11 protein-coding genes are annotated in these 13,146 nt (G+C 66.1%); 5 read left to right on the top strand and 6 right to left on the bottom strand.

Going from position 1 to position 13,146, the window contains the following annotated elements; translation table 11 throughout:
* Positions 1–73: 73 nt before the first annotated feature.
* The 4 genes from HCN51_RS39460 to HCN51_RS39475 form a co-directional block, all read right to left on the bottom strand.
* Entirely contained in the window at positions 74–1,666 is a 1,593-nt protein-coding gene (locus HCN51_RS39460; protein WP_168017186.1) for a tyrosine-type recombinase/integrase, read from the bottom strand.
* A 201-nt stretch (positions 1,667–1,867) separates the two neighbouring features.
* Positions 1,868–3,148, bottom strand: a complete 1,281-nt coding sequence (locus HCN51_RS39465; RefSeq protein WP_206068410.1) for a tyrosine-type recombinase/integrase — start codon at positions 3,146–3,148, stop codon at positions 1,868–1,870.
* A gap of 194 nt (positions 3,149–3,342) precedes the next feature.
* On the bottom strand, positions 3,343–4,983 hold the full coding sequence (locus tag HCN51_RS39470; RefSeq protein ID WP_168017187.1) for a hypothetical protein: 1,641 nt from the start codon (positions 4,981–4,983) through the stop codon (positions 3,343–3,345).
* Positions 4,980–5,150: a hypothetical protein gene (locus tag HCN51_RS39475; RefSeq protein ID WP_168017188.1), complete on the bottom strand. Its 171-nt coding sequence runs from the start codon at positions 5,148–5,150 to the stop codon at positions 4,980–4,982. Before HCN51_RS39475 ends, HCN51_RS39470 begins: the two co-directional genes overlap by 4 nt.
* 136 nt (positions 5,151–5,286) lie before the next feature.
* Here HCN51_RS39475 and HCN51_RS39480 point away from each other — a divergent pair, with 136 nt between their 5' ends.
* From HCN51_RS39480 to HCN51_RS39500, 5 genes are all read left to right on the top strand, one after another.
* Complete coding sequence (locus tag HCN51_RS39480; protein ID WP_168017189.1) at positions 5,287–7,917, top strand: TOTE conflict system archaeo-eukaryotic primase domain-containing protein; 2,631 nt, start codon at positions 5,287–5,289, stop codon at positions 7,915–7,917.
* 116 nt (positions 7,918–8,033) lie between these two features.
* Positions 8,034–8,279 (top strand): hypothetical protein, encoded by a 246-nt coding sequence (locus HCN51_RS39485; RefSeq protein WP_168017190.1) that lies wholly within the window; start codon positions 8,034–8,036, stop codon positions 8,277–8,279.
* Positions 8,276–8,665 carry a PIN domain-containing protein gene (locus tag HCN51_RS39490; RefSeq protein WP_168017191.1) on the top strand — a complete coding sequence of 130 codons (390 nt, stop codon included), beginning with the start codon at positions 8,276–8,278 and terminating at the stop codon, positions 8,663–8,665. Before HCN51_RS39485 ends, HCN51_RS39490 begins: the two co-directional genes overlap by 4 nt.
* Before the next feature lie 65 nt (positions 8,666–8,730).
* Positions 8,731–8,958: a hypothetical protein gene (locus tag HCN51_RS39495; protein ID WP_346433957.1), complete on the top strand. Its 228-nt coding sequence runs from the start codon at positions 8,731–8,733 to the stop codon at positions 8,956–8,958.
* Complete coding sequence (locus HCN51_RS39500) at positions 8,955–10,121, top strand: hypothetical protein (RefSeq protein WP_168017192.1); 1,167 nt, start codon at positions 8,955–8,957, stop codon at positions 10,119–10,121. Before HCN51_RS39495 ends, HCN51_RS39500 begins: the two co-directional genes overlap by 4 nt.
* Before the next feature lie 1,042 nt (positions 10,122–11,163).
* Here HCN51_RS39500 and HCN51_RS39505 read toward each other — a convergent pair.
* Positions 11,164–12,396 carry an MFS transporter gene (locus HCN51_RS39505; protein WP_168017193.1) on the bottom strand — a complete coding sequence of 411 codons (1,233 nt, stop codon included), beginning with the start codon at positions 12,394–12,396 and terminating at the stop codon, positions 11,164–11,166.
* Between the two features lie 221 nt (positions 12,397–12,617).
* On the bottom strand, positions 12,618–12,998 hold the full coding sequence (locus HCN51_RS39510) for a nuclear transport factor 2 family protein (RefSeq protein WP_168017194.1): 381 nt from the start codon (positions 12,996–12,998) through the stop codon (positions 12,618–12,620).
* Positions 12,999–13,146: the final 148 nt, after the last annotated feature.

Consider the following 13,146-nt stretch of genomic DNA (forward strand, 5'->3'; position numbering starts at 1 on the left):
ACCCTCCGATAGCCGTTGAGAGCAAACAGGCAGGCCCGCCGGAGAATCGGCGGGCCAGCCTGGATCGGGTGGCTCAGGTAGTGGTCGTGCCGGTGTGGGTCGGCAGGCTGATCAGCCGGGCAGTCTGGGCGCCTGCAGCAGCGGTATTGACGAGGGCCGCGGTGGATTCCGCGGCGGCCCGGGGCACCTCCGGGTAGACGCTGGTGTAGGTGTCGCGGGTAAAGGTGGAGGAGACATGTCCAAGGGTCTCCTGCACCACCTTCAAATCGACCCCGGCAGCCAGCATCAGCGATGCCGCCCCATGGCGGAGATCATGAAGCCGCACCGGCGGTAGCCCTACTTGGAAGGCCAGCTGGTAGAACTGGTCACTGACCTGCTGCGGATGCAGCGGCCGGCCGATCTCGTCGGTGAAGACGAACCCGCTGTCCGTCCAGGCCTCGCCCGCGGCCAGCCGCTCGGCGGCTTGCCGCTTGCGATGCGCGCGCAGCGCGGTGACGGTGTCCTCATCCAAGGCGATGGTGCGGTCGCTGGCCTCGGTCTTCGGCCTCCCCTGCACCGGCTCCCAGCCGAGCTGGGTGATCTGCCAGTGCACTCCAGCGGTTCCGGCGTTCAGGTCGACGTCCTTCCAGCGCAATCCGACCGCTTCCCCACGGCGCAGCCCGCGCAGAGCGATCAGCCGGTACAGCGCGGACAGCCGGTGGGTGGCCGCCTGGGCGAGGAAGGTGTAGGTGTGTGCGGGCGTCCACACCATCACGGGCGACGGTCGCGGCACGGATGCGTACACGTTGATCATGCTGGCGCGGCTGAGCCGGGCCCCGCGCCGCCGCTGCTCGGCGTCGACCCGGTGCTGTAGGTCACGGTTCCAGTCGGCGACCCGCTCGTCGGTCCACACCAGCGCCTTGGGGCGGTCGGCGTCCGGGAGTTCGACCACCGCGGCCGGGTTGAAGTCGATCAGCCGGTCCTGCTTGATCGCGATGTTCAGCGCGTGCCGGAGCGTGGCGCGGATGCGATGCATGGTGGCCGGGCCGACCGGCCGCCGGTACCGCACCCTGGCCCGCTGCTCCGCATCGCCGCTGGCGCGGGCGGTGGTGATGACGTCGTTGAACTCCTCGATCGCATCGAACATCCCCGCCACATCCGACACCCGCAGCCGATCCAGCCGGATGTCCCCCAAGTAGGGGACGAAGTACAGGCGGATGTGCGCCTCATACGAGCGGCGCGTGGTGGCGTCGATCTTCCGCTTACGCCGCAGAAACTCCTGCATCCACTCCGCCACGGTCACGGTGGGGTTGAGGTCCTGCCGGGTGCGGACCTTGCGCCGCACCTCCTCCACCGGTGGTAGCGCCTTGGTGTCCTTGAGCATGGACAGCATCAGCTCGGTGATCTTCCGCTGGATGTGCGGATCCTCATCCAGCGCCAGCAGCGCCCGGGCGTGCTCCAGTTCGGCCTCGACCTCCTCCAGCGTGGCAAAGCCGCGCCTTCGCAGCGGGTTACGCCGCCGCCCGTCCGCGTGCGCAGGCAGCTCCAACTGATAGGCCCAGCGGCCGTGGGTGCTGCTCCACCACTCCCCGCCACCCGGGCGGCGGAGCTTCGGACAGGCCTTGCCCAGCCTCTTCCCCGTCGCCTCATCCCGGCAGGAACACGTCTTGAAGGTGGTTCCGTTCATCGTCGCTGTCGCGCCTTTCCCTTTGCTCGCTGATCTCGCGTCGCCGACCGCTCGACGTCGCACTTCCTGCGGCGCTCCCCCATCCTTTTAATCCGTAGGTTCCGGGTTCGAGCCCCGGGCGCCCTACCACTCCGACCTGGGGTTTCCCGCGGTTTTGTAGTCGAGTCGTCTGATCGTGAGTCACGGTGGGACACATGTGAGTCACGTACCAGGGCGGGCGTTATTCACCTTGCGTGCGGTCTTGCGAGCCGCCTTGAGGACCAGCCGGGCGGTGGCCCGGGCGCTGTCGTGATACAGCTGCGGCAGCACCGACGTGTACGTATCGGCGGTGAGCACGATGCTGGCGTGTCCGAGCAGGCCCTGCACCACGCGCAGATCGGCTCCTGCGGCCAGGGCCAGCGTCGCGGCGCCGTGCCTCAGGTCGTGCAGCCGCACCGGGGGAAGGTCGCTGGCCAGGACCAGTTTGTGGAAGCGGTAGCTGAGGTAGTCGGGATCGATCGCCTCGCCGCTCTCTCGGGTAAACATCGGGGTTGACGGCGACCAAGCGGTGCCCATCTCACCCCGCTGGGCTCGTTCATGGCGGTGCAGCAACCGCAGACTGTCGACGTCCAGAGCGATCCCACGCTGACTGGAGGCGCTCTTCAGCGGGCATGGGAACAGGCCATGGTCGGTGTGGACGAGTTGGCAGGTGATGGTGAGTTCGCGCCGGTCGGTGTCGAGGTCGAGCCAGCGCAGGCCGACCACCTCGGCGCGCCGCAGACCGCGCAGAGCGATCAGCCACCACAGCACGAATAGGCGGTCGTCGCGGACGAAGGCGAGGAACGCGGTCAGTTGCTCGACCGTCCACACCGCCACAGCGGGGCGCTCGCCGGTGCGTCTCCACGCGGCCACCCGCCGTGGGGTCCACACCATGGGGTGGACGTGGCGTGGCGACGGTAGCCGTAGTCCGCGTGCCGGGTTGTCACGGATCAGGTCTTCCCGGACGGCTTCGTTCAGCGCGGCCCGCAGCGTCGCGCGAATCCTTTCCAGAGTGGCCGCGCTGATCGGCTTGCCGTAGCGAGTGCGGCGCCTGGCCACCGCGGAGAACATCCTCACGACGTGCCGCCTCGACAGGCTGCCAAGCGGGATCAGGCCGAGGTACGGGATGAGAAACAGCCGGACGTGGTCACGATAGGCCTTGTAGGTGGTCGGCCGGATCCGCTGCTCAACCACCGACAACCAGTAGCGCAACCACTGGGCGACGGTACAGAACCCGGTCACCGGCGCCGCCTCCAGCGACTGAGCGAGATCGCGGGCGGCCTGCCGCGCCGCCTCGGCTGTGGGGAAGCCGCCGCGGCGCAGTCGCTGTCGCCGTCCGGACACGTCCGTCACCTGGACGGCGAAGTACCAGCTGCCATGGGCAGGATCGGCCAGCCGGGGGCAGCGATTTCCCATCCGCTTGCCTGTCGCCGCGTCGGCACAGCCACAACGCCGATACACCACGTGGCGATCTCGAACGCATGTCATCGTCACTCACCCCTTCACTTGGGTCACGTGAGATGACGGCAACAACAGCATCTACGTCCAACGAAGATCAGGTAGATCTCCTAGGTCCAATGGTCAGCATGCTGATGAGAAGCCCGCCGGAATGACCTCAACCGATCGTCGAGAGCCCGTTGCCGGTCGCGGTTTCCGGATCACTTGTCGCCGAGCAGGCTGACGGCGCGGGCCAGGACGGTGAGCTGTTCCTTCGCGAGTGCTGTGGATTCGGGGGCGTTCAGGGTTCCGTCCGCATGAGGGTGCAGCCCAAGCAGTGTGCCCTGGACTGGGATGGATAGTTGCGACAGATCCTGGATACGCCCCCGCAGATGATCCTCCGCCGCGGTCAGGATGTCCGTGCCCCACCGCTCGACCACCTGCTCGCTGGTGTCTACGGTCACGTATTCGTCCTCGCCGGTAAGCGCACCGTCGTCGGTCAGCATGTCGAGCATGCCATCGAGCTGGGACTTGCCGTCCGCAAGCCGAAGCTGGCGGGTGATCGGATCGTAGAAGGCGATCAGGCAGTGGTCGCCGCGGCGCAACAACGACTCCTCCAGCCCGCCCTCCCAGGTCGATCGCTCCAACTCCACCCAACCGGCGCCCAGCAGCTCCATCTCCAAGTAATCCAAGACACCGTCCGGATCGTGATCAGTACCGCCGTTACCGTACAACCGCTGGTAGCTCTGCCCTGCCCGACCACCGTCCTGGTCGGCCACCCCAGCAATATCACCGGTAGTGACGATCGCCGCGAGCAACTTGGCTGCTTCTGAAAAGTCGGCGACGTGACAGCCATCTCGGTGGCACCAGTCCTCTCCCGGACACGCCAGAATCACCCGATCCACTGCGTCCACCACGTCTGTTCCATTGGTGGAACGGCTCACGCACAGCAGGTAACTATGCAGCGGGCCAGGCGCAGCGATCAGGCCTTCGGTGCCGTGCAGGGCCCCGCCGTACACGTACACGATGAGTCCGCTCCTGCCTTCACCCGCCCAGCCGGCTACGGCCGCGCGGGCAGTGGCCAGTATGTGCGAATCCACGCCGGGGTCCCATCCGTCCAGTACCCATCGGACGCTGTGGCGCCAGTCCCCCGCAGCCCCGAGGGCGATGGCGAGCGTCTCATGATCTTGAGGCGTGGTTTCGGCGACCGGCAGCCCTCCAAGCGTCGTCGAGGTGGCCAGCAATTCGCTCGCCACTCCCGGATCCTGTGACGCCGGCAACGACTTCGCCGGTTCGACCGCCCACCAGCGCCTGCCCTCGGGAATCAATGCCTCATTAGCCTCCGCGTCGATCGGGACAGTCGTGGCGGGCCCGCGCTCGCCAGCAATACCCAGGAGCGTGCACAGAGCCACTTCCCATTCCCCGATTCCCCCAGGCAACATGGCCAGCTCCGGCCTCTCCGGGTCAGAAGCAGGCAAGCGAACAGTCACGTCGCCAAGCTCGGCCAGGGCACACACCACCAGGGGCCGCTCGGGGAGAGCTTCTGGAGCAAGCGAGTCAGCCCCCGGTTCCGATCTCGGCTTGCCATGCCGGTCCAGACACGGAACCCATGCTGGACGCCGCTCCTGCCGCCACTGGATGCGGTCCAGCGTGGTCAACAATTCCCGCTTGGTTGGATTCGAGTGAAGAAAGCCGGCGGCGGGCCGTACCAGAGCCTCCAGTTCGGCTTTGCGAAGTTCGTCCGGGTGCTCAGGCACGTCAATGAACACCTCTGGCACGGCCAGCTGAGCGAAACGCGCTTGGACCGCAGCGGTGAACTTCGCCGCGAAGTCACCCCTGGTGGACTCGAACGCTTTTCTCATCGGCTCCAAATCAACGCCGTCTCCCACGAGGCTGTCCACATCGAAAGCAGCACTTCGTTCTGGTTGTATGCGTTGAGCATGACCACGACCATAACGGCCGACGCCACCACGGACAGGCCCTTCGCGCCAATACGCCACCGGTTACGGTCCTGAACGATCACCGCCATTGTTTGGCATCTCATCTCGGCGTGCCCCGTGCATGCGGCCTGTCCGATGCGAGCCGCGCCCGAGTGTCGGCGCCCTTGGGACGGTCACCTTAGGTGGGCGCTTGGATGCATGGTGGTAATCACGCAGGATAGGTCCGTGGACTTGTGGGCCGAATGGAACGATCCGGTTGAGCTACGGATGCGGCTGGACGCTGCGTTGGTCGAGATCGCAGAGCTGCGCGAGGAGAATGACCGGCTCAGGCAGCTTCTCCGGCAGCAAGCCTCGGCCTCGATCGAGCGCGGCCCCATCGAACCTGATCGAATCTCCGCTATACCCGGCGAACTGTCGCAGAACGGTTTGCCGTATGCAGACGCGGCTTCACCTTCGTCCGAGAAGCTCGCCTTGTTCAAGGCGTTGTTCGTCGGCCGCCGCGATGTGTATGCGACTCGCTTCTTCAGCCGCAAGTCCGGACGGCACGGGTGGAGCCCTGCGGAGAAGGAGTTCTGGCGTAAACGGGACGACGCCGAGAGGGAGTTCCTACCGCTGACGGATGACGTTCTCATCGCGCACCTGAGCCGGCCCGCCGACGGGCGCGACTCCCATGTCGGGTTGTATCCGATGCTGCCCGACGACACGTGCCAGTTGCTGGCGTGCGATTTCGACGGCGCGGGCTGGCAGGGCGACGCCACCGCCTACGCGGAAGCCTGTACGCGGGCGGGCATCCATACGGCGGCGGAGATTTCCCGGTCCGGAGCCGGCGCCCACGTGTGGATGTTCTTCACCGAGCCTGTACTGGCCACTTCGGCGCGCGCCATCGGCATGGGACTGTTGCGGCAGGCGATCGACCGGCGCGGGACGATGTCGCTGACCAGCTATGACCGGCTGTTCCCCGCGCAGGACTCGCTGCCGGTCAAGGCGGCGGCTCGGTTCCGGTTCGGGAATCTGATCGCGCTGCCGTTGCATGGTGGTAGCCGGGAGCAGGGCACAATGCTGTTCTGCGACCCGCGAACCTGGCAACCGTATGAGGATCAGTTCGCGTTCCTGTCCGGTGTGCGTCGGCTACGCCCGGTCGAGGTGGATGCGCTGGTGAAGCGATTCGGCCAGATCGACGCCGGGCCGTCGACAACGGGCAGGCTGCCGGCCAAGCCTCGTAAGGGCGCGCCGGGTGTCGCTCCTCAACAGGTGCACGCGCGGCTTGGCGCCATGCTGGCGATCTCGACCGACGGCCTGCCCGCGCCGCTGATCGCCGCACTCAAACACCTGGCCGCCTTTCACAACCCTGAGTTCTACCGGCGGCAGTCGATGCGGTACTCGACCTTCGCCACCCCGCGATTCGTACGCTGCTTCGACGACAGCGACCCCGACTGGCTACGACTCCCACGAGGACTGGCGGAACAAGCCGAACACCTCGTTGCGGCAGCGGGCGGCGCCATCGAAATCGCCACCACGGTCCCGGATCATGACCCGATCGCGGTGCGTTTCACCGGTGAGCTGACGAACGTGCAGGACGAGGCGGTCACCGCGATGGCCAAGCACCTCACGGGAGTTCTCGTCGCGCCACCTGGCGCGGGCAAGACCGTGATGGCCTGCGCACTGATCGCCCGCCACCAAGTACCAGCCGCGATCATCGTCAACCGCGCCGAACTGCTCGACCAATGGAAGGAACGGCTGAAGACGTTCCTCGACCTTGACGGAGCGCAGGTGGGCGCCAAGGGCCGGGGCAAAGACGAGCGGCACGGTGTCGTCGATGTCATCATGCTGCAGTCCGTAGCCCACCGCGACGCCGACCCGTCACTGCTGGACCAGTACGGCATGGTCATCGTCGACGAATGTCACGCGGTCGGCGCTCCGGCCGCCGAGGCGGCGATCCGTCAAGTGGCCGTGAAACGTTGGATCGGGCTATCGGCGACGCCGTACCGGGCCGACCAGATGGACGCGCTCATCACAATGCAGTGCGGACCGATCCGGCACGAAATCACCGCTGAACTGTCGTTCGCCCAGCGATTGATCGTTCACTCGACCGACTTCAGCACCGAAGAGATCGGAAACGACGGCGCCTCCTTCCAAGCGATCTACGGCGAACTGGCCGCAAACGCGACTCGGACCGCCCAGATCGCCGCCGACGTCGCGGACGCGGCAAGCCGGGGCAGGAACAGCCTGATCTTGACCAATCGAATGGAACACCTCCAACGCCTGGCTGCGGCCATGGAAGACCAGGGCGTGGCAGCGACGCTTCTGCACGGGCGGCTCAGCGCCGCGGAACGCGACTACGTCCGCACCCGCCTGGCCGATCCCGATGCAGGCCCGCTGGTGCTGGTGGCCATCGACAAGGTCGCAGGCGAGGGGTTCGACCTGCCCTGGCTGGACGCCCTGTTCCTCGCGATGCCGATCTCGTTCAAAGGAAAGGTGATTCAGCACGTCGGCCGGATCATGCGAGACGCCGCCGTCAAGCACGACGTCGAGGTGCACGACTATCTGGACGCACAGGTCCCACAGCTGGAACGCATGTACGGCAAGCGGCGCCGCACCCTCACCCGCCTCGGCTTCACCACCACAGCATCCGGCTCCGATGGGCGCCCACCGACCACCGGCGCTACCCCGCCTCCTTCCCCGCCAGAGAAGCTGGCAGAGATCGCACGGCCACCCGGCCAGGAGCCGACCGCATCGCAGGTGCGCGCGTGGGCTCGCGGACAAGGACTCCCGGTCGCTGACCGCGGTAGGCTCCGTCCCGAGATCTGGGAGGCCTGGCATGCCGCCGCCGGCACCATGTCCGAGAAGAGCCCGTGACCGGACCAGCACTTGTATGGGACGGACGGATACTGCCCATCGGCGCGAGTAAGGCTCTGCCACCAGTTACGCTGAAGGTGCAACACAGGCGCCACGGCGGAGGGAGTCGAGCGACGGTGAGCGTGGACCTCGAACACGAGCCCATTCATGACCTCGCCCGCCGGGTCATCCGGCTGGCCGAGGAAACCCAGCACGCCGCCCAAGTGCTCGAACGCCGCCTGGATGCGCTGGAACGCCGCTCCGAAGCCGCCGGCAGGGCCGAACGCATTTTGAGCGTTGCCGCCGGCATGCGGACCCACCTCGATCAGGACCGACTGTCCGTGGAAGATCTGTACGACCCGGACACGGGTCTTCCCGCGTGATCATCGACTCCAGCGCCATCATTGCCGTCATCAACGGTGAGCCCGAGGCCGTCCCATTCGCCCACACCATCGCCGCAAACGTATGTCGCATCTCGGCCGTCAACTACGTCGAAGCGGCCATCGTGGCGGACAACCGTGGTGAGGCCATGCGCAACGCCTTCGACACGCTCGTTGATGAGATGGGGCTCATCATCGAGCCGGTAACACCCCATCAGGCCAGGATCGCGCGCCGGGCGTACCAGACCTACGGCAAGGGCAACAATTCCAAGGCCAAACTCAACATGGGCGACTGCTTCGCCTACGCTCTCGCCAAAGACCTCGACCAGCCCCTGCTCTTCAAAGGCGACGACTTCCCGCACACCGACATCACCCCTGCACAGCCCTGACGGTCCAGAGCTCCCTCTGCCCGAGCTGATCACCAAGGTTCCTCGCGGGAGTATCGTGTGCTGGTGTGACTCGCCACCCCCCTGACGATCATCTGAATGAACTGATCGAGCAGGCGATCGTGGACGCCTACGACGACGATGACGAGCAGCTCTCCGGCTTGCACGTCGTGATCGGCGACAATCTGGCGGTGCCGTTCGAAACGACCGTGCTCGGCCTGCCGCTCCCCGGCTCGCCACCGGGCGGAGCCGAATGGATCCACACGTTCCGCCGCTGGGCCAAGGTGAGGGCATGAGCGAATACCAGTACTACGAGTTCCTCGCCATCGACCGGCCGCTCACCAACCAGCAACAGGCCGAGGTCCGCGCCCTGTCCACCCGGGCCAGCATCACCGCCACCAGCTTCACCAACGAATACCACTGGGGCGACTTCCACGGAGACCCGTCCCGCCTGATGGAGCGTTACTACGACGCCCACCTGTACCTGGCCAACTGGGGTACCCATCGGATCATGCTCCGCCTGCCCAAAGCCGTACTCGACCCCAAGCAGGCGGAATGCTACCGCGTCGGCGACCAGGTCAGCGCCTGGACCAGCGGCGAACACGTCATCCTGGACTTCACCAGCGAGGCGGACGAGGAGTCCTGGGAAGACGACGTCGAATGCTCACTGTCGGCGATCGTCGGCATCCGCGCCGAACTGGCCACCGGTGACCTGCGGCCGCTCTACTTGGCCTGGTTGTCGGCGTACGGGACATGGGAACGCGACGAGGACGCCTTCGACTACGTAGAAGAGGAGGAGCTGGAACCGCCCGTCCCGCCGGGACTGGGCTCGCTCAGCGCGCCACAACGGGCCCTGGCCGACTTCCTGCGCCTGGACGACGACCTGCTCGCAGCCGCCGCCGAAGCCAGCCCGCCGGCGCAGCCCGTACAGCACGATCAGAAGGCCCTGGCCGCCTGGATCCGGGCGCTGCCCGCCGAACGCAAGGACGCGCTGCTGCTGCGGGTGATCGAAGAGGACGGCGCGAAAGTTCGGTGGGAGCTGCTACGCGAGTCCGGCGGCGGAACCACCGGCCAGAAGGTGGAGACGGGGCGGACGGTCGCCGAACTGCTGGACGCCGCCGCAGCCCGCCGCCACGCCCGCGAGCAGCAGGAGACCGCCCAGCGCGCCGAAGAACAGACCCGCCGGGAACAGGAACGACGACAGGCCAGGGAACTGCGCCTGAACCGGCTCGCCCAGGACCTCGACGCCGCGTGGGACGTGGTGGAGAACTCCATCGGCACCAACAAGCCCCGCGAATACGACCTGGCCGTCGAGCTCCTGCGCGACCTGCACGCCCTGGCCCTCCGCGACGAGCACACCGGCGCCTTCACCCAGCGCCTCACCCACCTCCGGGAACGACACCAGGGCAAGCCCAGCCTCATCAAGCGGCTCAACGACGCGGGCCTCACAGCCGAGTAACCGGTGATTGCATGCCTGGTGAGCAGCGGCCCGCACCAGCAAGATTCACCTACCCACGCTGCCCGGCCAGCCGAGAAGTGCGCATGGTCACGAGGTGCCCACCGTTCCACGGTTGCTCATCGGCGCCTGATACGGCATAACACCAGGCGGCACTCTCGGACATCTTGAGCGCGGACAACACATGACATCGCGACACAAGAGGACACGATTCGGTAGTGTGCGGCATTGAGAACTGCGACTTTTAATCCGTAGGTTCCGGGTTCGAGCCCCGGGCGCCCTACCACTCCACACCCCATCCGACCTGCACTTTCTCGGTTCCCGGCCCTCTTTTGCGAGGCGGAGATGGCCGAGTTCATGCTCGTCACATGCTCTTCGGCACGCTTCCGGCACATCGGCGGGTCGATAGAGGGAGCGAAATGCGCCGATTTGCACCGTCGGGCCATTGGCAGCCTTGGCCGGACCGCAAAGCCAGACCCGCACAACAGCCAACAGCAGGACTTGATGGAAGCGTTGGCGAGCAGGACACGCTCGACGTGATCGCGGACTCGTCCAAGCAGTGGTCAAGCCGCCTTCGGCCGGGTTCGCGGTCGCGCAGCGGTTGTCCACTGCAGAGCGCGAGAACAGCCCGATCGGCCCAGTCCGACTTCGGCCGTCCGACCTGACGCCGCAGCACCTCCATTTCGCGACGCAACACCATGCTCTCCGCGTCCTTCGACGCTTGGCTACGGCTCGGCAACATCAGCCAGGCGAATACCCGGAGCGTGATCAGGTCGAGCAGGCGGACCAGCACAGACGCGATCTTGTCTGCACGAATGAATCTCGTCAAACCACAGGTCAGAGCCGCCGTGACTAGTTCTGACGCGTACAGGATTGCGTCCGGTCCGCGGATGCCAGGCAGGCACGGCGGAGGTCAGCCTTCGTCAGGTCTGCCCTGCGCCGGTAGGCGATTCGCTCCAGTGCGTAGTAGATGCCCGCCGAGATCAAAGAGTTCGGCTACACCGACAGCCAGAACCTGCTGTACCGGTACATCACATTGTCATAATCACTCAGAGGGCTGGCTGATCGTGCCAGCGTGCGGGTTGCGGGCGGCGATGACGGTGAGCAGGGTGGCGATGAGCGCGAGTGCTCCGTATCCGAGCGTGATGTGCGGCACTGAGAACACGCTGGAGAGCTGTGCGGAAATGAGGCTAGGAATGGTCGCACCGCTGTAGCTGAGGAGATAGACCACGGCGAAGATCGGGGCCCGGTCGGTCAGCCTGCTGTCGTAGAGAAGGCCACGGGTGGCGGCGCTGATGGCGATGCCTTGAGCGGCCCCGGCGACGATGGTGGTGGCGATGAACAATAGCAGTGCGCCGGTGGTAATCGCTGTGATCACGCCGATCCATCCGGCCAGGAAGGCGATCATGCCGATGCGTTGAGCCGTGGCCGGCGGGAAACGGCTCCCCAGGGGAGCGCCCAGAGCGCTGGGGCCCATGTAAGCGGCGAACACCAGTCCAAGGACGAGTGGACTGTTGGTATGAAGTTGATCTTCGACCAGTGCGGGCACGAGGGTCTGGTAGAACGCTCCGGTCGCCCAGGTGGCCAGGAACACCGCGGCCGCGACGGGGAGCAGATGTCTGACTCGGACCGGTACGCGAACGCTGGGCCGCAGAGACCGCCAACCGCCCGGCGCCGGGGTCACGGTATCCGAGCTGATGGCGACGAGTGCGGCGGACAGCAGCAACAGACCGACGACAATCAGGTAGATGAAGTTGCGTGGCCAGGGGCCGAACTGAACCAACGCTCCGGAGGCGATGGCACCGACGGCCAGTCCGAGCATGACTGTCTGGCTGGAGGCAACGGAGGCCAGCCAGGTCGGCCTGGTCGGTGCGGCATCGACGATGTAGGCGGTGAGGCTGCTGCTTGCCAGCCCGGCGCCAAGACCCATCAGGAACCGGCCGGCGAGCAGGATGCCGAGGTCGTGCACGTTCAAAAGCAGCAGACAACCCAGTACGAGCAGTCCGAGGCTGACGATTGCGGTGGGCCGCCGGCCTACATGATTGGACACTCGTCCCAGCACCAGCAGGGTGCTGAGAGTAGCGGCGGAGTAGGCGACGAGGGTCAGCGAGATCCCGGCGGTGGTGAGTCCGTCCTCGGCTCGGTAAATGTTGAACAGCGGGATCGTCGAGCCCACTGCGGCAAACACGGCCACCAGGGAGACCACCGCGGAAACGAACGCCAGCCGGAGCCTTGTGTCCCGGCTGCCCAGGCTGGTCGCTGGGGTCACGTGTTGCATCGAGCCGTGTTCCTCTTTCCGGACCAAGCCAGCGCTTCTGGAGGTTGCGCGGTGCGCACGGCGACGTAGCCGAGATCGTTCGGTGGGCCTTCTCGGATGAGTCCTCGGGACGTGTTCCATCGTCCGGAGCAGCCGGGCATGTCGCAGAGGATCATGAGGGACGGCTCACCGTACGGTCTCGGCTTGTTGCCGCGTCGCGACCAGTAGCGTCGCAGGCACCGTCAGGCGCCCGGAGCGATCACGCAGGCGGAGCCACAGACCCAGGCCTCCTCACGCTTCTGGTACGTGTCCGTATACAGAGCTTCCTGCTTCGCTCCATCCGCGAGCATGGTGTAGGTGCTCCGGCCGTGGATCAGCGCAACGTCGCTGAGGATGCGGATGTTGACGTCGTGCACGGCGAGATCCTTAAAGGGGCGCGGCCTTGCGATGTAGTCGAGGAACTCGGCACGGTTACGGGTGATTCCCGGAAGCTGCACGATGAAGTCCTCGGCAAGGAACTCGCTGAAGCGCTTGACATCGTTGAACTGGTCGGAGTGGACATAATCGTTGTTGAGTTGCTCGAGGATCGCCAGGTCGTCGGCCGACTGCTTGGTGTCGTTCATCTTCTTGCTCCTACTCTGTGCGGTTCGGTGCTCGTTGTAGGTGGGCACAAAGAACTGCGCCATGGTCTGATTGATTGGTGTCGGATCGCGGCGCCGTCTTACCTTCACTGTCGCGATCTCGCTCGTTCGTCGCGGCTCTCGCGCCGCC

Source organism: Nonomuraea composti, assembly GCF_012034275.1.
Lineage (GTDB): Bacteria > Actinomycetota > Actinomycetes > Streptosporangiales > Streptosporangiaceae > Nonomuraea > Nonomuraea composti.

What these genes read in the sequence shown, in the direction of transcription:
- HCN51_RS39460 (WP_168017186.1), bottom strand. Translation starts at nt 1,666, where the DNA reads ATGAACGGAACCACCTTCAAGACGTGTTCCTGCCGGGATGAGGCGACG.
- HCN51_RS39470 (WP_168017187.1), bottom strand. Translation starts at nt 4,983, where the DNA reads ATGAGAAAAGCGTTCGAGTCCACCAGGGGTGACTTCGCGGCGAAGTTC.
- HCN51_RS39475 (WP_168017188.1), bottom strand. Translation starts at nt 5,150, where the DNA reads ATGGCGGTGATCGTTCAGGACCGTAACCGGTGGCGTATTGGCGCGAAG.
- HCN51_RS39500 (WP_168017192.1), top strand. Translation starts at nt 8,955, where the DNA reads ATGAGCGAATACCAGTACTACGAGTTCCTCGCCATCGACCGGCCGCTC.
- HCN51_RS39505 (WP_168017193.1), bottom strand. Translation starts at nt 12,396, where the DNA reads ATGCAACACGTGACCCCAGCGACCAGCCTGGGCAGCCGGGACACAAGG.
- HCN51_RS39510 (WP_168017194.1), bottom strand. Translation starts at nt 12,998, where the DNA reads ATGAACGACACCAAGCAGTCGGCCGACGACCTGGCGATCCTCGAGCAA.